The sequence below is a fragment of the Cryobacterium algoricola genome, assembly GCF_004402485.1.
Lineage (GTDB): Bacteria > Actinomycetota > Actinomycetes > Actinomycetales > Microbacteriaceae > Cryobacterium > Cryobacterium algoricola.
On record NZ_SOFG01000004.1, the window covers coordinates 33,108 to 56,051 of the forward strand.

General features: G+C 69.5%; 17 protein-coding genes. 3 read left to right on the forward strand and 14 right to left on the reverse strand.

Annotated elements, in window-relative coordinates; translation table 11 throughout:
* Window positions 1-2: 2 nt before the first annotated feature.
* The 7 genes from E3O44_RS00625 to E3O44_RS00655 are packed head-to-tail and all read right to left on the reverse strand — an operon-like array spanning window position 3 to window position 7,982.
* Window positions 3-779 (reverse strand): SRPBCC family protein, encoded by a 777-nt coding sequence (locus E3O44_RS00625; protein ID WP_134531753.1) that lies wholly within the window; start codon window positions 777-779, stop codon window positions 3-5.
* Complete coding sequence (locus tag E3O44_RS00630; RefSeq protein ID WP_134531754.1) at window positions 769-2,100, reverse strand: vWA domain-containing protein; 1,332 nt, start codon at window positions 2,098-2,100, stop codon at window positions 769-771. Before E3O44_RS00630 ends, E3O44_RS00625 begins: the two co-directional genes overlap by 11 nt.
* Window position 2,101: 1 nt before the next feature.
* Window positions 2,102-3,040 carry an AAA family ATPase gene (locus tag E3O44_RS00635; RefSeq protein WP_134531755.1) on the reverse strand — a complete coding sequence of 313 codons (939 nt, stop codon included), beginning with the start codon at window positions 3,038-3,040 and terminating at the stop codon, window positions 2,102-2,104.
* Between the two features lie 2 nt (window positions 3,041-3,042).
* Window positions 3,043-4,062, reverse strand: a complete 1,020-nt coding sequence (locus tag E3O44_RS00640; RefSeq protein ID WP_134531756.1) for an XdhC family protein — start codon at window positions 4,060-4,062, stop codon at window positions 3,043-3,045.
* 11 nt (window positions 4,063-4,073) lie between these two features.
* Complete coding sequence (locus E3O44_RS00645) at window positions 4,074-6,467, reverse strand: aerobic carbon-monoxide dehydrogenase large subunit (protein WP_134531757.1); 2,394 nt, start codon at window positions 6,465-6,467, stop codon at window positions 4,074-4,076.
* Window positions 6,464-7,069, reverse strand: coding sequence for a (2Fe-2S)-binding protein (locus E3O44_RS00650; RefSeq protein ID WP_134531758.1), 606 nt, complete (start codon window positions 7,067-7,069; stop codon window positions 6,464-6,466). The genes E3O44_RS00645 and E3O44_RS00650 overlap by 4 nt, the downstream gene beginning before the upstream one ends.
* A 4-nt stretch (window positions 7,070-7,073) precedes the next feature.
* Complete coding sequence (locus tag E3O44_RS00655; RefSeq protein WP_134531759.1) at window positions 7,074-7,982, reverse strand: FAD binding domain-containing protein; 909 nt, start codon at window positions 7,980-7,982, stop codon at window positions 7,074-7,076.
* Between the two features lie 336 nt (window positions 7,983-8,318).
* On the opposite strand from E3O44_RS00655, the gene E3O44_RS00660 reads away from it, so the two are divergent.
* Entirely contained in the window at window positions 8,319-9,605 is a 1,287-nt protein-coding gene (locus E3O44_RS00660) for a ScyD/ScyE family protein (protein WP_134531760.1), read from the forward strand.
* Window positions 9,606-9,638: 33 nt separating this feature from the next.
* Here E3O44_RS00660 and E3O44_RS00665 read toward each other — a convergent pair whose 3' ends face one another.
* The 6 genes from E3O44_RS00665 to E3O44_RS00690 form a co-directional block, all read right to left on the reverse strand.
* Window positions 9,639-10,358 carry a response regulator gene (locus tag E3O44_RS00665; protein ID WP_134531761.1) on the reverse strand — a complete coding sequence of 240 codons (720 nt, stop codon included), beginning with the start codon at window positions 10,356-10,358 and terminating at the stop codon, window positions 9,639-9,641.
* The gene (locus tag E3O44_RS00670; RefSeq protein WP_134531762.1) at window positions 10,359-12,899 is read right to left on the reverse strand and encodes a DUF4118 domain-containing protein; all 2,541 of its coding nucleotides are present in this window, start codon (window positions 12,897-12,899) and stop codon (window positions 10,359-10,361) included. It abuts the gene before it with no gap.
* A gap of 10 nt (window positions 12,900-12,909) precedes the next feature.
* Window positions 12,910-13,524: a potassium-transporting ATPase subunit KdpC gene (gene kdpC, locus E3O44_RS00675; RefSeq protein WP_134531763.1), complete on the reverse strand. Its 615-nt coding sequence runs from the start codon at window positions 13,522-13,524 to the stop codon at window positions 12,910-12,912.
* Between the two features lie 52 nt (window positions 13,525-13,576).
* A complete protein-coding gene (gene kdpB, locus E3O44_RS00680) occupies window positions 13,577-15,751 on the reverse strand; it encodes a potassium-transporting ATPase subunit KdpB (protein WP_134531764.1) in 2,175 nt (724 codons plus the stop codon).
* Between the two features lie 106 nt (window positions 15,752-15,857).
* Window positions 15,858-17,531, reverse strand: a complete 1,674-nt coding sequence (gene kdpA, locus E3O44_RS00685; protein ID WP_134531765.1) for a potassium-transporting ATPase subunit KdpA — start codon at window positions 17,529-17,531, stop codon at window positions 15,858-15,860.
* The gene (locus E3O44_RS00690; RefSeq protein WP_134446468.1) at window positions 17,531-17,620 is read right to left on the reverse strand and encodes a potassium-transporting ATPase subunit F; all 90 of its coding nucleotides are present in this window, start codon (window positions 17,618-17,620) and stop codon (window positions 17,531-17,533) included. The genes kdpA and E3O44_RS00690 overlap by 1 nt, the downstream gene beginning before the upstream one ends.
* A gap of 329 nt (window positions 17,621-17,949) precedes the next feature.
* Here E3O44_RS00690 and E3O44_RS00695 point away from each other — a divergent pair, with 329 nt between their 5' ends.
* Window positions 17,950-19,761: a bifunctional 3'-5' exonuclease/DNA polymerase gene (locus E3O44_RS00695; protein WP_420897902.1), complete on the forward strand. Its 1,812-nt coding sequence runs from the start codon at window positions 17,950-17,952 to the stop codon at window positions 19,759-19,761.
* A gap of 74 nt (window positions 19,762-19,835) precedes the next feature.
* Entirely contained in the window at window positions 19,836-20,792 is a 957-nt protein-coding gene (locus tag E3O44_RS00700; protein WP_134531767.1) for a DUF1684 domain-containing protein, read from the forward strand.
* A gap of 568 nt (window positions 20,793-21,360) precedes the next feature.
* On the opposite strand, the gene E3O44_RS00705 is transcribed toward E3O44_RS00700, so the two are convergent.
* Window positions 21,361-22,698: an HNH endonuclease signature motif containing protein gene (locus tag E3O44_RS00705; RefSeq protein ID WP_166792505.1), complete on the reverse strand. Its 1,338-nt coding sequence runs from the start codon at window positions 22,696-22,698 to the stop codon at window positions 21,361-21,363.
* Between the last annotated feature and the right edge of the window lie 246 nt (window positions 22,699-22,944).

Here is a 22,944-nt window from a genome sequence, read left to right on the forward strand (position 1 = left end):
CTTCACAGTCGTCGCCCCTGACGGGGGTCGACGTCCCGGCGGTGTCCGCCGCGCCTGCCGAGCCGGTAGCCCACGAAGCCGACGACGGTGAGCAGCCCGAGGAGCGCGGCCGGGTTACTGAGCCGCTCCATGATCATCGTCCTGGCGAAGGTGAGGGCGTCGAGGCTCGATTCGGCGGCGGCCGGAGGCGGCGGGGTCCGGGGAACCGTCCGGGTCACGGCACTTGGCGCCCGGACGACGTCGACCGGCGCAGTCTCGACCGGCTCGACATCGGCGGGATCCGGGGCATCCGCGGCACCTGCGGCGGCGGCTCCGGTGTCGGCGGGCGCTGCGGTCTCGCTCAGCATCGCCTGCAGGTTCTCGGCGAAGAGGGCCATCATCTGGTCGGTGACACTGCCGATGATGCTCTTGCCCATCACGGCGACCTTCCCGGAGAGGTCGACGTCGGCGTTCACGGTGCCGTGGGTCGTGCCGTCCGCCTCGGTCAGGACGAGCGTCGCGGTGCCCTGCGCGGTGCCCTGGCCGCGCGCCTCCTGGGCGCGCCCCTCGAAGACCGCCCGGTGGGCGCCCGCATCCCGCTCGATCACGTTCATCATTCCTTTGTACTGCATGGCCACCGGTCCGAGCTTCACCTTCATGCCCACCTGGTACGCGTCGTCGGAGAGCCGGTTCAGGATCTGCGCTCCCGGTACGCACCCGGCGACACGTTCGAAGTCCATCAGGGTCGCCCAGACCTCGTCGATCGGAGCGGTGACGGAAAAGGTGCTGTCAAGCTGCATGGTCATGTCCTTTGGTCGGCGGTTCGGGTTCGGGTACGGTGCTGGTTGTGGTGCCGGGTCGGCTGCGGAGGTCGAGCCGTTCGGCGCGGATCAGGTCGGCGAGTTCGCCGAGGGCCGCATAACTGTGGCCGCTCACGATGGCGTCGAGATAGGGCAGGGCGGCATTCATCCCCCCGACGAGCGGCTGGAATCCGGGTGCGACGGTGCGCGGGTTGACCCAGACGATCCGGTGCGCGAGCCGGCGCAGCCGCGCCATCTGGGCGGCGACGACAGCGGGATCGTCGAGGGCCCAGCCGTCGGAGAGCACCACGATCACGGCACCCCTGGCCAGTCCGCGCCGACCGTGGTCGTCGATGAACCGGCGGATGCTGTCGCCGAGCCGGGTGCCGCCCGCCCAGTCCGCCGTGCTCGCCGCAGCGCTCGCGAGCGCCGCGTCCGCATCCCTGATGGCGAGCTGCCGGGTCAGCCGGGTCAGTCCGGCCGAGAAGACGAAGGCCTCGGCGTTCGCACCCGCCACGGCGCCCTGCAGCAGGGTGAGGAACACCCGCGTGTACGGCTCCATCGACGCCGACACGTCACAGAGCAGGACGAGCCTGCGCGGTCGTTCCCTGCGGCGGGAGGAGACCAGCAGGATCGGCTCCTCGCCGGTGCGATGCGCAGCCCGGACGGTGCGCCTGAGGTCGAGCCGGGCGCCGTCCGCGTGGGTCGGCCGTACCCGCCTGCTGCGCCGAAGCGGGGTCGAGAGTGAGATCCGGCGCACGAGGTGCCGCACCTGCTCGGTCTCCTCGGCGCTCAGGAGCGCAAACGAGGTGGTGTGCAGTCGTCGTTCCAGCGACGCGAACATCAGGATCGTCTCGCGTTCGACGGCGCCGGGGTCTGCGGGCCCCGCCGCGGGAGCCGGCGCCGGCGCCCGGGCGCCGGATTCGCCCTGCGGTTCCTGCCGTCTTCCGGCGAGGTCGTCGCGCGGTGCCGGACGCGTGCTCGCCTCCGAGCCGATCGCCGGCGGTGCGTTCGGGTCACCGCGCTGGTCCGCCGGGTCGAGCAGCCCGTCGAAGACGGCGGAGAAGACCGCGTCGAACACCGGCAACTGGTTCCTCGACGAGAGCAGCACGATCCGGCAGGTCCAGTAGAGCACCGACCGCTGGGAAGGGGGCAACACCTGGAGCGACTCGGCGAGCCGCGCGGCCCCATCGACCGAGACCGGGAGGCCCGCACGGCGGAGCGAGGCGACGAACCCCGCGGCGAACGCGGCCGGTTCGACCCGCGGGGCAGCATCCGCCGGTGCAGCATCCGCCGGTGGGCGCTCGGTCAGCTCCGCCATGTCAACTCCCGGCCACCCAGTCGGCGCCGCGGGCGAGTGCGAGATCGAGGTCATCCCGGTTCTTGAGCAGGGACCCCCAGGTCTGGACGACGTGGTGTGGATCGAGGCGGTCGGCGCCGAGAACGGCGAGCGCGGCCGCCCAGTCGATGGCCTCGGCGATGCCGGGTGGTTTGACGAGGTCGAGGGAGCGCAACCGGATGATCGCCGTCGCGGTGTCGACGGCGAGCCGCTCGCTGCTGCCCGGCACCCGGCGGCGCACGATCCCGGCGATCCGCTCGGGGCTCGGGTATTCGATCCAATGGTAGAGGCACCGCCGGGTGAGGGCGTCGTGCAGGTCGCGGGTGCGGTTCGAGGTCAGGATCACGATCGGCGGCACCGCGGCCCGGATCGTGCCCAGCTCGGGAATCGTGACGGCGGCCTCGGCGAGGAGTTCGAGGGTGAAGGCTTCGAACTCGGCGTCCGCACGATCGATCTCGTCGAGCAGCAACACGGCCGGCCGGGGACCGGGGTGTTCGATCGCCTGCAGGAGCGGGCGCCGCAGCAGGTACTCCGGCCCGAACAGCGCATCCTCGTCGATTCCCGATCCGCTGGCCTCCGCGAGCCGGATCGCGAGGAGCTGGCGCGGGTAGTTCCACTCGTACAGGGCCTCGCCCGCATCGATGCCCTCGTAGCACTGGAGACGGAACAGGGGAGTGTCGAGCGCCCTGGCGAGGGCCTTGGCGGCCTCGGTCTTGCCGACGCCCGGTTCGCCTTCGAGCAGGATCGGCTGCGGCAGGCGCACCGCGAGGAAGAGGGCCGTCGCAAGGCCTTCGTCGGCAAGGTAGTCCTCCGCGGCGAGCGCCGCCTGCAGCGCAGCCACGTCGGGGACCAGCGCACGGACTTCGGCCGTCGCTCCGCCCCTGGCCGGGCTCGACGGCAGGCCCACCCCACCGGGCGCCATGCTCAGTGCTCCACGGTGGAGGCGTGGGGGTGGGTCTGGGCAAGGGCGAAGCGTTCTGGCTCAGCGACAAATGCGGCGCGACACCCGGGGGAGCAGAAGTAGCTCGTTGTCTCGGCGTACTCGTAGTGCAGGCTCGTGGGCACGGCGGCGACGGTCATTCCGCAGACCGGGTCGATGGCGCTCGGCGGCTCCGGAGTCGTGCCGTCCTGCCGTGGCATCTCCGCCCGCGGCACGGGCCGGTCTGCTCCGGCGAGCCCCGCGCCTCGCAGCCTGGCCCGTTCGGCGACGAGTTGCGCAAAGACCGACACCGCGATCTCGCCGGGGGTCCTGCCGCCGAGGTCGAGTCCCGCCGGGTTGAACACCCGGGCGCGTTGCTCTGCGTCGACGTTGAGGGAAGCGAGCACCGCGGCGCCGCGAGTGGGACTCGCGACGAGCGCAACGTAGGGCACCCCCGCGCGGAGGGCGGCTTCGAGGGCGGGTTCCTCCTCCCTGCCGTGGGAGGCGACGATCAGAGCGGCATCGTCCGCGCGCAGCGTGAGTGCGGTTCCACCGGCCGGGGTGCCCGTCGCCGGGTCGATCGTCTCGGTGAGGTCCACGTCGAAGCCGAGGTCGACGCCGATCGCGGCGAGGGCCCGCGCGACCGGTGTCGCACCGACCACGACGACCCGGGGCGATGGATGCCACGGTTCGAGGAAGATCTCGACGGCGCCCCCGCTGAGGCACGGGTTCCGCACCTCGACAGCGCCCTCCTCGGCCACGCCGGACGGTTCCCCCGGCACGACCCGCAGCAGGAGGGGTTCACGTGCGGCGAGCTGCCTGAGCCCGAAGTAGCGCACGGATGCCTCCACGCAGGCACCGCCGACGAACCCGTCGATCCGGCCCGCGGCATCCACCACTGCGGTGTCACCGGCGTGCGCGCTCGTCGGACGCTGCGCACGCACGACGGTGGCTCGGACGAACGGCTCGCGGCGTTCGGTCAGCTCGTGCGCCCTGCGGGCGAGGGCGTCCGGAATCGGTGGCATCGGTGCGGCACTCAGATCGGCGGCCGCGGACGGCCCTGGATGGCCGCCCACACCCGGGCCGGCGTGCACGGCATGTCCATGTGCGTGATTCCGAAGGGGGAGAGCGCATCGACGACCGCGTTCACGATCGCGGGGGGCGAGCCGACCGTCGCGGACTCCCCGATGCCCTTGGCGCCGATCGGGTGGTGCGGCGAGGGGGTCACGGTGTACCCGGTTTCCCAGTCCGGGACCTCCATCGCCGTCGGGATTAGGTAGTCCATGAAGGAGCCGCCGAGGTTGTTGCCCGACTCGTCGAATTCGATGAACTGCATGAGCGCCATGCCGACGCCGTCGGTCAGGCCGCCGTGCACCTGGCCTTCGATGATCATCGGGTTGATCCGGGTGCCGCAGTCGTCGACGGCGACGAACCGGCGCACGGCGACGTGCCCGGTGCCGGGGTCCACGTCCACGACGCAGATGTACGCGCCGAAGGGGAAGGTCAGGTTCGGCGGGTCATAGGTCACCTCGGCGTCGAGGTTGCCGTCGATGCCCTCCGGCAGGGCGACGGTGCCGTATGCGCCCATCGCGATCTCGGCGATGGTCTTGCCGACACTCGGGTCGCCCTTCACGAACCAGCGCCCCTTCTCCCATTCGAGGTCCTCCGGGCGGGTCTCGAGCATGGCGGCGGCGATGAACCGGGCCTTCTCGCGCACCTTGCGGGCCACGAGGGCCACGGCTGCCCCGCTGACAGGGGTCGACCGGCTGCCGTAGGTGCCGAGGCCGAACGGCGTCTGGTCGGTGTCGCCGTGCACGACGTCGATGTCCTCGGGCGGGATCCCGATCTCCTCGGCGACGATCTGGGCGAAGGTCGTCTCGTGGCCCTGGCCCTGGCTCTGCACCGAGATGCGAACCACCGCCTTGCCGGTCGGGTGCACGCGCAGCTCTGCGCCGTCGTTCATGCCGAGGCCGACGATGTCCATGTGCTTGCGGGGACCGGCCCCGACGGTTTCGGTGAAGAACGAGATCCCGATGCCCATCAGTTCCCCGCGGTCACGCTTGGCCCGCTGCTCGCGGCGCAGGTCGTCGTACCCGGCCATCGACATCGAGAGTCGCAACGCCCGCTCGTAGTTGCCGGAGTCGTACTCCCAGCCCGTCTTGTTCGGATAGGGGAACTGCTCCGGCTTGATCAGGTTCTTCAGCCGCAGTTCCGCCGGGTCCACCTCGAGCTTGGCGGCGAGGATATCGACGAGCCGTTCGATGAGGTACACCGCCTCGGTGACCCGGAACGAGCACGCGTATGCAACACCCCCGGGCGCCTTGTTCGTGTACACCCCGGTCACCGAGCAATGGGCCGCCTGGAGGTCGTAGCTTCCGGTGAAGATGTGGAAGAAGCCGGCCGGGTATTTCGTGGGCTGCGCCGTGGCGTTGAAGGCGCCGTGGTCGGCGAGGACGCTCGTGCGCACGGCGAGGATCTTGCCGTCCTTCGTCGCCGCGATCTCGCCCTGCATGATGTAGTCGCGGGCGAAGGAGGTCGACATCAGGTTCTCCGAGCGGTCCTCCATCCATTTCACCGGCTTGCCGGTCACGATCGAGCCGACGACCGCGAGGATATAGCCCGGGTAGATGCCGACCTTGTTGCCGAAGCCGCCGCCGATGTCGGGGGAGACGATCCGGATCTTGTGCTCCGGGATGCCCGCGACCATCGCGAAGAGGGTGCGGTGGGCGTGCGGGGCCTGGCTCGTCTCGTAGAGGGTGAGCTTGCCGGTCACCGCGTCGAAGTCGGCGACGGCGCCGCAGGTCTCCATCGGAGCCGGGTGCGAACGCGGGTAGACGATCTCCTGGCTGACGACGACGTCGGCGGCGGCGAAGACGGCATCCGTCTCGGCCTTGTTGCCGGCCTCCCAGTCGAAGATGTGGTTGTCGGTGCGCCCTTCCATCTCGTCGCGCACGACAGGCGCGTCGGGGTCGAGCGCTTTCCTGGCGTCGACGAGGGGTGGCAACACGTCGTAGTCCACCTCGATGAGTTCGAGAGCGTCGCGGGCGGCGTAGCGGTCCTCCGCGACGACGAAGGCGACCTCCTGGCCCTGGAATCGCACTTTGTCGGTCACGAGCACCGCCTGTACGTCGGCGGACAGGGTCGGCGCCCACGCGAGGCCGAGGCCGAGCAGGTCCGCGCCCGTGATGACGGCGACGACGCCCGGGTGGGCGAGCGCGGCGCTCGTGTCGATCGAGACGAGCCGGGCGTGCGCGACCGGGGAGCGAAGGATCGCTCCGTGCAGCATGCCGGGCAGGGTGATGTCGTCGACGTAGTGGCCACGGCCCCGCACGAACCGGGGGTCTTCCTTGCGTTGCAGCCGGCCGTAGCCGATCGGCCGGCCGGCGTCGTCCGCCGCCGGGTTCGGCGCGTGTTCCTGCAGGATGGTCATGCGGTCACCTCTTCCGGTTCCGTCTCCGCGGCCGGGATCGCCTGCGCTGCCTCCGCCGCGGCGGCGCCCGGCTCCGTGGTTGTGCCTGCGGAATCGTCGAGGGCGGAGGGGTCTCCGCCGGCGGCATCCGCTTCGGTCAGGCCCGCCGGGTGGTCCGCCGCCCAGTGCACCGACCGCACGATGGTCGCGTAACCGGTGCAGCGGCAGATCTGCCCGGAGATCGCCCGGCGGATCTCGGTGTCGCTCGGGTGCGGGTTCACGTCGAGGAGAGCACGGGCGGTGAGCATCATGCCCGGCGTGCAGAAACCGCACTGCAGGCCGTGTTCCTCCATGAAGCCCTGCTGCACGGGGTCGAGGGTTCCACCGGTGGCGAGGCCCTCGACGGTCGTGATCGCGTGCCCGTCGGCCATCGCCGCGAGCACGGTGCACGACTTCACCGGTTGCCCGTCCATGAGCACGACGCAGGTGCCGCAGTTGGAGGTGTCGCAGCCCCAATGCGTGCCGGTCAGCCGGAGCACGTCACGGATGTAGTGCACGAGCAGGACGCGCGGTTCGATCTCGTTCGTGACGTCGGTCCCGTTGACCGTCATGGTGATCTGCATGGACTCAGCCTTCCTGCGGTGTGGTGGGGTGCCCGGTCGCGCCGGCGGACTGCGCGGCCCGGTCCGACGCGCGGCGCAGGACGCGCCGGGTGAGCTCGTCGGCGAGGTGTCGTTTGTAGTCGATCGGTCCGCGCTGGTCGGCGACGGGGTCCGCGGCGAGCGCTGCGAGGCGGCCCGCCTCGATGAAGAGGGGTTCGCCGGGGCGTTCACCGCGGAGCAGTTCCGTGACGGCGCCGACCGTGCCGTCGAGCCCCACGGCGGTCAGTCCGACGGATGCCACCGCGATCGTGCCGTCCTCCGCGAACGAGAGCGCGGCACCGGCCGCGGCGACGGCCCAGTCGCCGACCCGGCGCTCGACCTTCTCGTATGCGCTTCCCGAGCGCGGCCGGATCGGGATACGCACCTCGCAGAGCAGCTCATCCGGGGCGACCGCCGTCTCATAGGCTCCACGATGGAACTCGGTCATGGTCAGCATCCGCTCGCCGGAAGGACCGCGGACGATCGCTTCGGCGCCGAGCACATCGCAGACGGTCGCGAGGTCCTCCGCCGGATCGGCCTGGCACAGCGAACCTCCGATCGTGCCGCGATTGCGGACGATCGGATCTGCGATCACCCGCTCGGCGTCGCCGACGATCGGGAAGAGCGCGGCGATTTCGGCGGACTCGAGCAGGGTGGTGTGCCGGGTGAGGGCGCCGATCCGCAACCGGTCGCCGTCGCGGAGCACGAAGTCGAGCTCGTACAGGTCGTTGATATCGATGAGCCATTCCGGCCTCGCCAACCGGAGCTTCATCATCGGCAGCAGGCTGTGACCGCCCGCGATGATCCGGGCCTCCGGCCCATGACGGGACAACAGGGCGATGGCGTCGTCGACAGTGTCGGCGCGGGCGTATTCGAACGGTGCCGGAATTTGCACGGACCCTCCCCATTGAGACATGCCCGGCGGAATGGGGGGCATTGGTTGCACACATAGTGGCCCCGGGCCCCGATGAAGTCAATGAGCCGCCCATCGGGCATTTCCTGTCGATTCATGGCAAAGACCTAGACAACGCACAGGCTTCGGATTAATCTGCCACCGTCGGCACTCGTGTGTGCCGGCCTCCCCGGGAGACGCTGTCCACCACACGTTCTCTCCGCGGTGCTTGACAACACGTATCCGTCATCTGCTCTCGGCGCAGCTGCCGGCGCTTGTCCACCGGCGCCTCTGTCTCTTCGGTCGTAGCGAGAGCCGATCGTGAAGAGAACAGAGATCATGACCAGGACAAGGCAAGGAACAGGACTGCACGGAACACGACAGCCCGGAACCGGATCGCACGGAACAGGACTGCACTCCACAGGACTGCGCAGGGGGCTCGTCGCGGGTATCGCGTGTGCCTCCCTCGCAGTGGCGCTGTTCGGCGCGACCCCGGCCACGGCAGGACAGAAATCCGGAGACGACGACGGCGCCGGGGACGGGAGTGGAACGGGCACACCGGTGACCCTCGCGGAGGGCCTGCTCGGCCCACTCAGCCTCGAGGTCGGCCGGCACAACACCGTCTACGTCACGCAGAATTTCGCGGGTGAACTCACCAAGGTCGCGAGGGACGGGACAACATCGACCCTTGCGAGCGCTCCGGGAGAGGAGATCTCCGCGGTCACCGCGCGCAAGGGCACTGTGTACTACGCCAGGGTCGCCCAGGACCACACTGCGGCCACCCTCAGGTCCATCGCGCCGGACGGCACCGACGCCGAGCTCGCCGACATCGCTGCCTACGAGAAGTCGGCGAACCCGGACCAGGACAACAGCTACGGTTTCGTCGACCTCGACCCCACGTGTGCTGCCCAGTTCGATCCCACCCAGCCGCCGTTCATCCCGGCGACGTACACGGGAGTCGTCGACACGCACCCGTACGCCTCGCTCGCCCTCTGGAACGGGGTCTACGTCGCGGATGCCGGCGGCAACGCGATCCTGCACGTCGACTGGGACGGCACGGTGTCCACGACCGCGGTGCTGCCGCCGAGCGACCCGGTCACGATCGACGCGGCGATGATCGCCGACATCGGGTTCCCGGCCTGCGCCGCCGGTCACGAGTACCGCTTCGAACCGGTTCCGACGGATGTCGAGCTCGGCCCGGACGGCTGGCTCTACGTCACGTCGCTCCCCGGAGGGCCGGAGGACGCCAGCCTCGGTGCGCGCGGCTCGGTCTACCGCGTCGATCCGGACTCTGGTGACGTCGAACTCGTCGCGACCGGCTTCGTCGGCGCGACGGGACTCGCGGTCTCGCAGGACGACGGCACGATCTACGTCGCAGAGCTCTTCGGCGGTTCGGGCGGCACCGGCCAGGTGTCGGTGCTCGACTCCGGTTCGGACACGCCGAGTGCGCTCGTGGCGGTGTCACAGCCGGCAGCGATCGAGCTGCGCCACGGTGCGCTCTACCTCACGACGAATGCGATCACTCCGGACGCGAACGGCGCGCCGACACCGGTCGGGAAGCTCGTGCGCATTCCGCTGACGGGTGGGCACGCCGCGAGCGACTCCCTCGACGACACGACAGACTGACGCTCGTGGTGCCCACCCTCGTCCTGGGAACTATCAGGGATCGGGGGTGAAGCGATACCCCATCCCGGCCTCCGTGAGCAGGTAGCGTGGATGCGCCGGGTCGGGTTCGAGCTTCTTGCGCAGCTGGGCGAGGTAGAGGCGCAGGTAGCCGGAGTCCGTCGTGTGGTGCGGGCCCCAGATGTCGGTCAGCAGGGACTGCCGGGAGACGAGCTTCCCCGGGTTGCGCAGCAGGAACTCGAGGATGCGCCACTCGGTGGGGGTGAGCCGGATCGACTCCGGCTTTCCGGCCTCGTCGCCGGAACCGGAACCGGTGCCCGTGCGGACGACGCTGCGGGCCGAAAGATCGACGGCGATCGCGCCGAGCATGATCACCGGTTCGGCGCCGGCATCGACGGGGCCGAGGCGGCGGGTGAGCGCGCGGATCCTGGCGAGCAACTCGTCGATGGAGAAGGGCTTCGTGACATAGTCATCCGCTCCCGCGTCGAGGGCGTCGACCTTGTCGGCGGCCCCGCTGCGACCGGAGACGACGAGGATCGGCACCTGGGTCCAGCCCCGCAGCCCCGTGATGACCTCGATTCCGTCGAGGTGCGGCATCCCGAGGTCGAGCATCACGAGGTCGGGATGCTCGTGCGCGGCGGCGGCCAGGGCCTCTGCGCCGTCCCTGGCGGTCACGACGTCGTAGCCGCGCGCGCCGAGGGTGACCCGCAGTGCACGCAGGATCTGCGGATCGTCGTCTGCGATCAGGATCTTCACTCAGGTCTCCTCGTCAGTGCCCGCGGCGGTGCCAGCGGCGACCGTCTCGCCCGTTGCGGGGTCGAATGCCGGCAGGGCGATGACCATCGTGAGGCCGCCGCCGGGGGTGTCCTCGGCCTCGAGCCGACCGCCCATGCCTTCGGTGAAACCCTTCGCGAGCGCGAGGCCGAGGCCGAGGCCGGTCAGGTTGTCTGTGTCGCCGAGGCGCTGGAAGGGAAGGAAGACCTCGTCGCGCCGGTCGGCGGGAATGCCGGGGCCACGGTCCATGATCCGCAGTTCGACGACGCCGCCGAATTCGCTCGCCGTGACGAGCACCCGCTCGCCCGGCGGCGAGAAGCGGATGCCGTTGGCGAGCACGTTCACCACGACCCGCTGCAGAAGCCCGGCGTCGGCGAGCATCGGCGGCAGCCCGGCCGGGAAATCGAGTTCGACGGTGTCGGGGCCGTCCCCGAGTTCGTCGAGGGCGGGCAGCACGACCTCTGCGGCGTCGACGGGACCGAGGGAGACCGCGAGGGCGCCCGCCTGCACCCGGCTCACATCGAGAAGGTTGGTGATGAGCGCGGCCAGGGACTCAAGGCTCTCCTCGGCGGTCGCGAAGAGCTCCTCTCGATCGGCGGGGGACAGTGTAACCTCTGTCGACCGCAGCCCGCTGACGGCAGCGGTCGCTGCGGAGAGTGGCCTGCGCAGGTCGTGTCCGACCGCGGCGAGAAGAGCGCTGCGCATCCGGTCAGCCTCGGCGAGCGGACCGATCGCACTGGCCGTCTCCGCGAGGTCGCTGTGTTCGAGCGCGGCGTCGAGCTGGGTCGCGATCACGCCGAGAAGTCGTCGCTCGGACGCGGCGAGGTCGCGTCCGGAGAGCTCGAGGGTGCCCCGGGTTCCGACCGGGACCGTTGCGAGGGGGGTGTCCGGACCGGCCTCGGCGGGCGAGCCGTCCGAGTACAACAGCCTCCCGTCCGCGAACAGGCGCACCCCGGTGAGGTTGAACGCCTCGCGGGTCCTGGCGACGAGCGCAGGAACGGCGTCCTCGCCGCGGAGCACGCTGCCGGCAACGGTGGCGAGGAGTTCCGATTCGCCGGCGGCGCGCTGGGCACTGCGGCTCCGCCGGGCGGCGAGGTCGACGACATAGCTCACGACGCCCGCGTTGGCCAGGTACAGGACGAGCGCGAGGGCGTGCGCGGGTTCGGCGATCGTGACGGTGTAGAGCGGGTTCACGAAGAAATAGTCGAGGGTGAGTCCGGAGAGCAGCGCGGCGAACAGGGCCGGCCAGAGTCCGCCGACGAGGGCGACGACGATGACGAGGAGTTGGTAGCTGAGCACCTCGCTCGTGATCGATTCCGCACTGTGGGTCGCCACGAGGAGCGCTGTGAGTAGCGGTCCGCCGACGACGGCGAGGCCGAGGCCGGCCAGGCGCCTGCGGAGGCTGAGCGCACCGGCGATCCGGGGGAGGTGCATCCGCTCGCCCGCGGCGGAGTGTGTGACGACGTGCACGTCGATATCCCCGGACTCCCGGACGACCGTCGTGCCGATGCCCGGCCCGCTGAAGGCCGCCTTGAGGCGGGTGCGCCTGCTCACACCGATCACGAGCTGGGTCGCATTCGAGGCCCTGGCGAATTCGACGAGGGCGGTCGGGACGTCGTCTCCGACGAGTTGGTGGTAGCTGCCGCCGAGCTTCTCGACGAGGGCCCGTTGGGCGGCGAGTGCGCCGGGGTGTGCGGAGCGAAGTCCGTCCTGGCTGATCACGTGCACGGCGAGGAGTTCGCCCCCGGCCGCGCGCCCGGCGATGCGTGCCCCGCGGCGCAGCAGCGTCTCACCCTCCGGCCCGCCGGTAAGCGCGACCACGACACGTTCGCGGGCTTCCCATTTGCTGTCGATGCCGTGTTCGGCCCGGTAGGTCTTGAGTGCAGTGTCGACCTCGTCGGCGAGCCAGAGCAGCGCGAGCTCGCGCAGGGCGGTGAGGTTGCCGAGTCGGAAGTAGTTCGACAGGGCGGCGTCGATCCGGGCGGCGGGATAGACATGGCCCTCGGCGAGCCGGTCACGCAGGGACTGCGGGGCGAGGTCGATCACCTCGACCTGATCCGCGGCCCGCAGCACGCTGTCCGGCAGGGTTTCGCGCTGGGGGACGCCCGTGATCTGCTGCACCACGTCGTTGAGCGACTCGATGTGCTGGATGTTGACCGTCGAAATGACGTCGATGCCCGCGTCGAGGAGGGACTGGACGTCCTGCCACCGTTTGTCGTGGGCGAGGCCGGGGGCGTTGGTGTGGGCGAGTTCGTCGACGAGTGCGATCGCGGGCGCGCGCTCGAGGACGGCGTCCAGGTCGAGGTCGGTGAGTTCGATCCCGCGGTGCCGCCGGACGAGGCGCGGCACGACCTCGAGCCCCTCGAGCATCGCGGCCGTCGCAGCGCGGTCGTGGGTTTCCACGACCGCGACGACGACGTCCTTGCCCTCTGCGTGCAGGCGTCTGCCCTCTTCGAGCATGGCGTAGGTCTTGCCGACGCCCGGTGCGGCACCGAGCAGCACTCGCAGTCGGCCGCGTTTCATGTCACGCCTTTCAGCCCTGGTCAGGAAGCGACTCGAGGGCGAGGTTGAGTTGGAGAACGTTCACGGTGGGTTCGCCCAGGAAACCAAGGTCCCGTCCCTGAATCCTAGACTCGACCAGCGCGCTGACCGTTGCGACGGGCAGGCCGCGGGCCGCTGAGACCCTGTTCACCTGGATTCGGGCGTACTCCGCGCTGATCTGGGGATCAAGACCCGAAGCGGATGCCGTGAGCGCGTCGGCGGGGATCTGGGCGGCGGTCACGCCGTCGGATTCCTCAATCGCGGACTTCCGGTCGGCGATCGCGGCGATCAGGTCGGCGTTCTCCGGACCGAGGTTGCTGCCACTGGAGGCCGTCGCATCGTAGCCGTTGCCCGCTGCGGATGGCCGGGACTGGAACCACTCCGGACGAGCGGCTCCGTCGGCATCCGTGAAGGACTGTCCGATCAGCGAGGAGCCGACCACTCCGGAACTGCCGTGGATGAGTGAACCGTTGGCCTGGTTCGGCAGGGCGAGTTGCCCGAAGGCCGTGATCGCGAGGGGGTATGCAACACCGAGGATGACGGTGAAGACGAGCATGGCGCGCAGGGCGACGCCGTACTGGCGGGCCGAGTTGCGAGGGGAACTCATGATGAAAGTGTCCGTTCCGTAGAAAGTGAGCGTGGAGAGGGGTGCGGCGGGGTCAGAAACCGGGGAGCAGTGCGACGACCAGGTCGACGAGCTTGATTCCGAGGAACGGCGCGATCACGCCGCCAAGGCCGTAGATCAGCAGGTTGCGGCTGAGGACGCTCGCCGCGGCGGCCGGGCGGTAGGTGACTCCGCGGAGCGCGAGCGGGATCAGGACGACGATGATGATCGCGTTGAAGATGATGGCGGACAGGATCGCGGAGGCGGGCGAGTGCAGCTGCATCACGTTCAGCACGGCGAGGCCGGGGAACACCCCGGCGAACATGGCCGGGATGATCGCGAAGTACTTGGCGATGTCGTTGGCGATCGAGAAGGTGGTCAGGGCGCCGCGGGTGATCAGGAGCTGTTTGCCGATCCGGACGATATCGATGAGCTTCGTCGGGTCGGAGTCGAGGTCGACCATGTTGCCGGCCTCCTTCGCGGCGCTCGTGCCCGTGTTCATCGCGACCCCGACGTCGGCCTGGGCGAGCGCCGGTGCGTCGTTCGTGCCGTCGCCCGTCATGGCGACGAGATTGCCGCCCTCCTGTTCGCGCCGGATGAGGGCGAGCTTGTCCTCGGGGGTGGCCTCGGCGAGGAAGTCGTCGACGCCGGCTTCCGCCGCGATCGTCTTCGCGGTGAGCGGGTTGTCACCGGTCACCATGATCGTGCGGATGCCCATGCTGCGCAGTTCGGCGAATCGTTCGGCGATTCCCTCCTTGACGATGTCCTTGAGGTACACGACACCCAGGATCCGTCGCGCGCCCGCTGCGCTGCCTGCGGCGACGACGAGCGGGGTGCCGCCGAGCTCGGAGATCCGTTCCACGGTCGCATTCAGGTCGTCGAGGACTGCCGGGTCGACGGGTGTGGTCTCGCGAACCCAGGCGAGCACCGCGGAGCCTGCGCCCTTGCGAACGAAGGAACCGTCGGGCAGGTCGATCCCGCTCATCCGGGTCTGTGCCGTGAAGGGCACGACGACGGCGTCGAGGGTACCCGGATTCCGGAATCCGGTTTCGATCGCGAGGTCGACGATCGACTTGCCCTCCGGGGTCGGGTCGCTCAGGGACGAGAGCGCGGCTGCGTCGATGAGTTCGTCGTTGTCGACTCCGGCGAGAGGGGTGAACTCCCGTGCCTGCCGGTTGCCATACGTGATCGTGCCGGTCTTGTCGAGGAGGAGGATCGTGACGTCGCCGGCGGCCTCGACCGCGCGTCCCGACATGGCGAGCACGTTGCGCTGCACGAGCCGGTCCATCCCGGCGATGCCGATCGCGGAGAGCAGTGCGCCGATCGTGGTGGGGATCAGGCAGACGAGCAGGGCGACGAGGACGGGCAGGCTCACGGCGGCGGCGGAGTATCCGGCGATGGGGTTGAGCGTGAGGGTCACGACGAGGAACACGATCGACAGGCTCGCGAGCAGGATGTTGAGCGCGAGCTCGTTCGGCGTCTTCTGCCGGGAGGCCCCCTCGACGAGGGCGATCATCCGGTCGACGAAGGTCTCGCCCGGCTTGCTCGTGATGCGCACGACGATCCGGTCGGAGAGCACCCGGGTGCCGCCCGTGACGGCGCTCCGGTCGCCGCCGGACTCACGCACGACGGGCGCCGACTCTCCGGTGATCGCGGATTCGTCGATCGACGCGATGCCCCAGATGATGTCGCCGTCTCCGGGGACGAGCTCCCCGGCGGTCACGACCACGGTGTCGCCCAGGGTCAGGTCGGCGGAGGAGACCGCGGAGACGCTGGCCCGTTCGGCCGCGGCATCCGCTGCCTCGTCGTAGCCGGCCACGAGGTTGGCGTTCGTGCTGGTCCGGGTCTGGCGGAGGCTGTCGGCCTGAGCCTTGCCGCGACCCTCGGCGACGGCCTCGGCCAGGTTGGCGAAGATCACGGTGAGCCAGAGCCAGAAGGCGATGCCGACGGTGAAGCTTGCCGGCACGTCGCCGCCGCCCGAACGGGCGGGTCCGCCGAGGAAGGGCTCGACGATCGCGAGCAGCGTGGTGAGCGCGGCGCCGACCTCGACGATGAACATGACGGGGTTTCGCCACATCAGCCGGGGGTCGAGCTTGCGCACGGCCATCGGGAGCGCCGCGACGAGCTGCGCGAGGTTGATCGCGCTCGACGCGCGTTTCGGCTGACGTACCGGGGTGGGCGCCGGCCCCTCGCCCCGTGGCGACGTGGATGCTTCGGTGACTGTTGACATGATTACTGCTGCCCTTCCGTCGGGGAGTCCGGCGTGAGTGGTGACGAGGAGACGAACGGGGGAGCCGGCGTGGCCGAGGCCGCGGCCAGGGTTGCTGCGGTCATGGCTACTGCAGTCCTTCCGCGAGCGGACCCAGAGCGAGCACCGGGAAGTACGTGAGCGCGGTGATGATGACCGTCACGCCGACGAGCAGACCGACGAACTGCGTGCGGTGGGTCGGCAGGGTGCCGCGTGTCGCCGGAACGGTGTCCTGGGCGGAGAGCGCACCGGCGAGGGCGAGCACGAGGACGATCGGCAGGAAGCGGCCGAGGAGCATGGCAACGCCCAGCGCCGTGTTGAACCACGGCGTGTTGGCGGTCAATCCGGCGAAGGCGGAACCGTTGTTGTTGGCCGCAGAGGTGAATGCGTAGAGCACTTCGGAGAGACCGTGCAGGCCGGGATTCCAGATCGAGGTGCTCTCGACATCCGCTCGCACGGCGGGAATCGCGAAGCTCAGCGCGGTGCCGGCGAGGACCAGGGTCGGGGTGACGAGAATATAGAGGCTCGCGATCTTGATCTCGCGGGGGCCGATTTTCTTGCCGAGGTACTCCGGTGTGCGGCCGACCAGCAGGCCGGCGATGAACACCGTGATCACCGCGAGAATCAGCATGCCGTACAGCCCGGACCCCGTGCCGCCGGGGGCGACCTCTCCGAGCATCATGTTCAGCATCGGCATCATGCCGCCGAGCGACGTGAAGGAATCGTGCATGGAGTTCACGGCGCCGGTCGAGGTGAGGGTCGAGGTCGTTCCGAAGAGGGCGGACCCGATAATTCCGAAGCGTTGTTCCTTGCCCTCCATGGCGCCGCCCGCCGCGAGCGGGGCCGTGCCGGCGCCGCCGAGTTCGAAGAGCGTGAGCGCGGTGAGGGAGACCACGAAGATCGCGGCCATCGCTCCGAGAATGGCGTATCCCTGTCGTTTGTCGCCGACGATCGTGCCGAAGGTGCGGGGCAGGCTGAACGGGATCGCGAGCATCAGAATGATCTGGAACATGCTCGTCCACGCGGTTGGGTTCTCGAACGGATGCGCCGAGTTGGCGTTGAAGAATCCGCCGCCGTTCGTGCCGAGCATCTTGATCGCCTCCTGCGAGGCCACCGGCCCGCCCGGTATGGACTGGGTGGCGCCCGTGATGGTGGTGACGTCCGTGAACCCGGTGAGGTTCTGGATGACGCCGCCGGCCAGGAGGACGACCGCGGCAAGGACAGCACCCGGGAGCAGCAGTCGCAGCACCCCGCGGGTCAGGTCGACCCAGAAATTTCCGATCGTGCCGGTCCGACGCTGGGCGAAACCGCGGACCAGGGCGATTGCCACGGCGATGCCGACCGCGGCGGAGACGAAGTTCTGCACGGCGAGGCCGAGCATCTGTACCGAGTAGCCCATGGTCACGTCGGGGGAGTATGACTGCCAGTTCGTGTTGGTCACGAACGAGACGGCCGTGTTGAACGACAGGCCCGAGGGGATGGCCGGAAAGCCCAGGGAATAGGGCAACACCGCCTGGGCGCGCTGGATGGCGTAGACGAAGAGCACGCCGAGGAGGGAGAAGGCGAGCACACTGCGCAGGTAGGACTGCCAGGTCTGCTGCGACCGGGGGTTGACTCCGATGAGGCGATAGAAGCCGCGCTCGATTCGGAGGTCACGCGACGATTGGTAGAACGCCGCCATGTAGTCACCCAGGGGGCGATAGATGAGGGCGAGAACGAGCGCGAGGGTGAGCGCCTGGAGAACGGCGAACCAGAGGTCCATCAGAACCTTTCCGGCTTCACGAGGGCGAGCACGAGGTAAGCGAGGGCCGCGACGGCGAGCAGGGCGCCGAGCAGGTCGAAGACGATCACAGTTTCTCGACTCCCTTGGCCACGAGGCCGATCAGGGCGAACACGGCGATGATGCCGAGAACGTAGACGATGTCAAGCACGAGGTCGGGCACAGGAGAACTCCATCCACACGGTGACCGCGCCGGTGCAGGCGCGGATTCCCCGGGGTCGGAACCGGGGTACTCCACAGGATTACGCCCGATTCGGGCCGGAAAACGGGGTCCTCACGGTATCCATACGGCGCGCCGACGGACCCTAACGGTTTCTCTGCGCGCGGTGAGCTCCACCTTGGTGCCTGCCGTCGCTGATCGCAGCGAAGGCCGTCGGTGCGCGCTGGCAGAATGGAAAGCGTGTACATACTGGTCGGTAGACGGGGCAACGGGGAAATCCTCGTCGAGGTCCTCAACGACTCGGGCGTGACGCTGGGTCCCGCACGCCCGGTGTCGGCGCACGACTTCCCCAGTCTGGTGCGCCACGAGGAACTCGGGTCGCCGCGCTGGGTCTGGGAGGACACCGCGAGCATCTACCCCGTCCTTCTCGAGGCCGGCGTGCGTGTCGAGCGTGCCCACGACCTGCGGCTCTGCCACGCGATCCTGCGCCACTCCGTCCTCACCGCCGCGAGCGAGCTCGCGAGGTCCGAGCCGAGCCGGTGGGACGCCGCCCTCGCCTTCGTGGCGGAGAGCCGCGATCCCGGCGCGACCCTCTTCGAGCTGCTCGGAGACGATATCGATGCCGACGGGGACGGCGACGGGCACGGGGACGCGGGGTTCGCGGACCTCGCTGCCGAGTTCCGGAGCCAGCTCGCGGCCGTCGCGGAGACCGAAGAGCCGGGGCGGCTCCGCCTCTTGCTCGCGGCGGAATCCGCCGGTGCGCTCATCGCCGCCGAGATGCGCTTCGCCGGGCTGCCCTGGCGCACCGACGTGCACGACGAGCTGCTGACCAGGGTGCTCGGGCCGAGGGTCGGCCCCGGGGTCCGCCCGGTGCTCCTCGAAAAGCTCGTCGGACGCATCCGCCTCGAACTCGACGACCCCCTCGTCAACCCGGACTCGCCGCCCGAACTCACCCGGGCCCTCCGGCGGGCCGGTCTCGCCGTGACCTCGACGCGGGCCTGGGAGCTAAAGGAACTCGACCATCCCGTGATCGAGCCCCTGCTCGAGTACAAGAAGCTCGCCCGGTTGCTGAGCGCCAACGGATGGTACTGGATGGACACCTGGATCGTGGACGGCCGCTTTCACCCGGAGTACCTGCCGGGTGGGGTCGTGACCGGCCGGTGGGCGACCCGCGGCGGGGGAGCTCTGCAACTGCCGAAGCAGGTGCGCGGCGCGGTTGTCGCGGACTCCGGCTGGAAGCTCGTGGTCGCGGATGCCGCCCAACTGGAACCGCGCATCCTCGCGGCGCTCTCGAGCGATACGGCCATGGCGGACGCCGGGCGCGGCACAGACCTCTACGCCGGCATCGTCGCCAGCGGCGTCGTCGAAACCCGGGCCCATGCCAAGGTCGCCATGCTCGGCGCGATGTACGGCGCGACGACAGGGGAGAGTGGCCGGCTGCTGCCGCGGCTCGCGCGAGCGTATCCGCGGGCACTCGCCCTGACCGAGACCGCCGCGCGCGCGGGGGAGCGCGGTGACCAGGTCACGACCAGGCTGGGCCGATCCTCGCCGCCTCCCGGCGAGGCGTGGTACGCCGCCCAGTCCCTGGCTTCCTCGGAGGGAGCCGGCGACGCCGATGAGCGCAGGGCGCGCACCCAGGCCAGGGACTGGGGTCGGTTCACGCGCAACTTCGTGGTGCAGGGCAGCGCAGCAGAGTGGGCGTTGTGCTGGATGGCGGAGATCCGGAGGGAACTCCGGAAGCTGACGGCCGAGGTCGAGGCGGGGGCCGGGGCCGATGTTGGTGTTGGTGTTGGTGCTGGGGCTGTGGCCGGTTCCGCATTTGCGTCGGGCTCTCCTAGCGGGGACGGCGGTTCCGTGTTCGCCGACGTGCCGCACCTGGTCTTCTTCCTCCATGACGAAGTGATCGTGCACACGCCCGAGTACCTCGCGACCCGGGTTGCGACCATCATCGAAGAGGCCGCGGCCACGGCGGGGAGGCACCTGTTCGGCAGCTTCCCTGTCGATTTCCTGTTGACCGTTGCCACCGTCGACAACTACGGCGACGCGAAATAGCAGCCCGCTGAGGCAATAAACCCCGGCCGGTGACGGTTGTACCGAAGACACCGACACGACGGGACGGCGGAGGCATGAGAGAGCACGCAAAGCAGGCCAATAACGTTGGGCAGGCGGAGAAGTTCGAGGCGGTCGGGCCGGCCGAGCCGGCCGGGCAGGTTGAGCGGGGCGGCGTAGCCGATCGCAGTGCTGCCCACGGCGACATCGACACCGCACGCGCACACCTCGGCGAGTTCCGGGCCGGTCGTGCCCGAGCCGTCGTCGGGCCGCGCGGCAATCTCGCTCTCGTGAACACCCAGTGGATCACCGGGGACCCCGCGGTCGGGCAGCCGGTCTGGGGCGTCCCCGGAGTGTGGGCCCCGCTCCCGGTCGGCGTGTCCGGTCTCTCCCTCACCGCCACGGCGAGCGAGGGAATCATCGTCGACGGTGACGTGGTCGATGGTTCGGTCCTGGTCGCCGGACTCGATGCGATGCAGCCGTCGAGCATCCGCTTCAGCGAGACGTTGACGGGAACGGTGATCGCCGGGGAAGACGGCGGTTATGCCCTCCGGGTCTGGGACGCCGCTTCCGAAGGAATCCGCGACTTCGGCCGCATCGATGCGTTTCCCTTTGATCCGGACTGGGTGGTCGAGGCGACGTTCACGCCGATCCCGGGACGGGGAGAGGTCAGCATCGCGCATCTGCAGGACGAGGGGCGCACCCGCCAGCGTGCCTTGCCCGGCGAAATCACCTTCACCAGGGACGGTGTCGACTACAGCCTCGCGGCTTTCGAGGACGGGCCGAGCCTGCTGCTCGTCTTCGCCGATGCGACCAACGGGGTCAGCACCTACAGTGTCGGCCGGTTCCTGCGCGTTTCACCGGAGGGCGACGGCACGATTCGCCTCGACTTCAACCGGGCCTACCTGCCGCCGTGCGCCTTCAGTTATAGCTTCAACTGCCCCATCGCACCGGCCCAGAACCGTCTCGCCATCCTGATCGAGGCCGGCGAGCGTATGGTCCTGGCCGCAGACGGTACGCCGCTGCACGACTGACCCGATCGCCTCGACTTTCGGCGAGGTCGTCCACGGGTCGCGTTTTCCAACGGGCGGCGTCAGGCACGGGCTGCGTCGACTACTGGCTGCGTCGTCCACGGGCTGCGTGGGTTACAGGCCGCGTCTCCCAACGGGCTACCTGTTCGGGGCCGACCGCGTCGATGTTCGATGAGGAGTTCCCGTCCTTTCGCTGTTCAGAACGGTGACGTGTTATCGGGGTTGTCGGGTGTGGGGTCGAGGTTCCAGACATCGACGACCGGGACCGCTGGTCTGGATTCCGGGTTGGCCTTCCGGGGTGGTCGAATGTCGGTGGAGGGGTCCACCGACTGGCTGTCGGGGCGCCCGCGTCGAGGTCCGACGAACAGTTCCTGTCCTCTCCGGTCAGAACGGTGTCGGGTTGTCGGGGTCTTCGGGTTCGGGGTTGACGTTCCAGACATCCACGACCGGGACCGGCGGTTTCGGTGCGGGTTGGGGATTCCGGGGTGGTCGCGTGTCGGCGGAGGGGTCCACCGCCCGACTGTCGGGGCGCCCGTGTCGAGGTCCGACGAACAGTGCCTGTCCTCTCCGGTCAGAACGGTGTCGGGTTGTCGGGGTCTTCGGGTTCGGGGTTGACGTTCCAGACATCCACGACCGGGACCGGCGGTTTCGGTGCGGGTTTGGGTTTCTGGGGTGGTCGCATGTCGGCGGAGGGTTCGACGATGTAGCGGTACCCGGCCGGGGAGGTCCATTCGATGCGACCGTCGCCGAGGTGCCGGGGTGTCCATCTCGTGTAGCTCTTCACCGAGTGGTGATACGGGCACAGGTGGGCGAGGTTCATCGCGTCGGTCTGCCCGCCGTGTTGCCATTCGACGCTGTGGTCCACGTCGGAGCGTTTCGCGGAGCGGCGGCAGCCGGGGAAGGTGCAGGTTTCGTCCCGCACCTCGAGCCACTTCTTGAGCGCCGCCGGGACTTTGTAGGTGTCGCGGCCCATGGAGAGCACGACCCCGGTCTCGGGGTGAGTGAGTAGCCGGGTGAAACTCGGCGCCCCCGCCGCGAGCCGCCGGGCGGTGTCCGGGTCGATCGGCCCGTATCCGGCCAGGTACCCGGGTTCCTCGCTCTTCCCGAGGAGAGTCAGGACGGGGACGGTGACATTGACCTGCGCGGCGACCCCGGCACCGGTCCCGTCCGGGGTGACCCCACCGATCAACACGTCGGTGAGTACGTCCGCGGCGAGCTGGGTCAGCGTGCGGGTCTCGTCCGGGCGTTGCAGGGTGAGGGCGGTGTCGAGGGTGCGGTGGTATGCGGCCTGGATCTTCTCCGCGTCGCCGGTCACGTAGAGGGAGGCCATGCTGTCGTTGAGGGCCTGGAACACTATGTGGCGGTCTTCGACGCTTTTCTGGTGCCGGGCGGTGATGGTCTCCGGGTGGGTGCGTTCCCGGACCCTCCGGGCCCGGTCGGCGAGCTTCGCCACGGTCAGGAACTCCGCATCGGGCACGAGGACGTCTTCGAACACGGCGCGGGCCCGGGCGGCCGAAGCGGGGTCATCTCCCATACGGATGCTCCAGGCCTGATCCATGATCACTTGGGCGTGCCGGTAGCTGATCGCCCCGGAGGACAATGCTTCCCGGGTTGCGGGGAGTTCCTCGGCCAGGGTGCGGCTGGCCTCGATCAGGGTCTCCGTCGTGCGCCGCGGCAGCCGGAGCAGGGCGCCGACCTCGCAGGCGAACTCTTCCTTCGTGGCCTCCTCCGGCGACCACGGTATGCGCCGCCCACCGGCCCGCACCGCGGCCTCCGCCCGGGCCCGCCCGACGTCGGCCAGCACCCGCTGCGCGGTATAGATCGCCGTCGCCCGCTTCGCCGCGGCCCGGTTCATTTCCCGGTCCGCCTCCTTGATCGCGTCATAGACCTCGGCCAAGGATGGCTCCACCAGGCCAAGGTGGCTGGCGTTGAGGTAGCTATCTGGAGGGACGTCAGGAGGGATGACGGGAGGGATGTCGGGAGGGATGTTGGCAGTGGCCCTGGGAGGGGTCCCTGGCGGTGGTTCCGCCGTGCTGTCCAGATGAGATTCTGAGGGTTCTTCAGCTGTCATGCCGGTCACTCTACGGAGCACCACCGACATTCCACCGGCATCCGCACGCCCACAAATCACCTGTGGAAAACCCGATCAAAGAGC

What these genes read in the sequence shown, in the direction of transcription:
- E3O44_RS00630 (WP_134531754.1), bottom strand. Translation starts at nt 2,100, where the DNA reads ATGGCGGAGCTGACCGAGCGCCCACCGGCGGATGCTGCACCGGCGGAT.
- kdpB (WP_134531764.1), bottom strand. Translation starts at nt 15,751, where the DNA reads ATGTCAACAGTCACCGAAGCATCCACGTCGCCACGGGGCGAGGGGCCG.
- E3O44_RS00645 (WP_134531757.1), bottom strand. Translation starts at nt 6,467, where the DNA reads ATGACCATCCTGCAGGAACACGCGCCGAACCCGGCGGCGGACGACGCC.
- kdpC (WP_134531763.1), bottom strand. Translation starts at nt 13,524, where the DNA reads ATGAGTTCCCCTCGCAACTCGGCCCGCCAGTACGGCGTCGCCCTGCGC.
- E3O44_RS00700 (WP_134531767.1), top strand. Translation starts at nt 19,836, where the DNA reads ATGAGAGAGCACGCAAAGCAGGCCAATAACGTTGGGCAGGCGGAGAAG.
- E3O44_RS00640 (WP_134531756.1), bottom strand. Translation starts at nt 4,062, where the DNA reads ATGCCACCGATTCCGGACGCCCTCGCCCGCAGGGCGCACGAGCTGACC.
- E3O44_RS00670 (WP_134531762.1), bottom strand. Translation starts at nt 12,899, where the DNA reads ATGAAACGCGGCCGACTGCGAGTGCTGCTCGGTGCCGCACCGGGCGTC.
- E3O44_RS00625 (WP_134531753.1), bottom strand. Translation starts at nt 779, where the DNA reads ATGCAGCTTGACAGCACCTTTTCCGTCACCGCTCCGATCGACGAGGTC.
- E3O44_RS00650 (WP_134531758.1), bottom strand. Translation starts at nt 7,069, where the DNA reads ATGCAGATCACCATGACGGTCAACGGGACCGACGTCACGAACGAGATC.
- E3O44_RS00635 (WP_134531755.1), bottom strand. Translation starts at nt 3,040, where the DNA reads ATGGCGCCCGGTGGGGTGGGCCTGCCGTCGAGCCCGGCCAGGGGCGGA.
- E3O44_RS00660 (WP_134531760.1), top strand. Translation starts at nt 8,319, where the DNA reads ATGACCAGGACAAGGCAAGGAACAGGACTGCACGGAACACGACAGCCC.
- kdpA (WP_134531765.1), bottom strand. Translation starts at nt 17,531, where the DNA reads ATGGACCTCTGGTTCGCCGTTCTCCAGGCGCTCACCCTCGCGCTCGTT.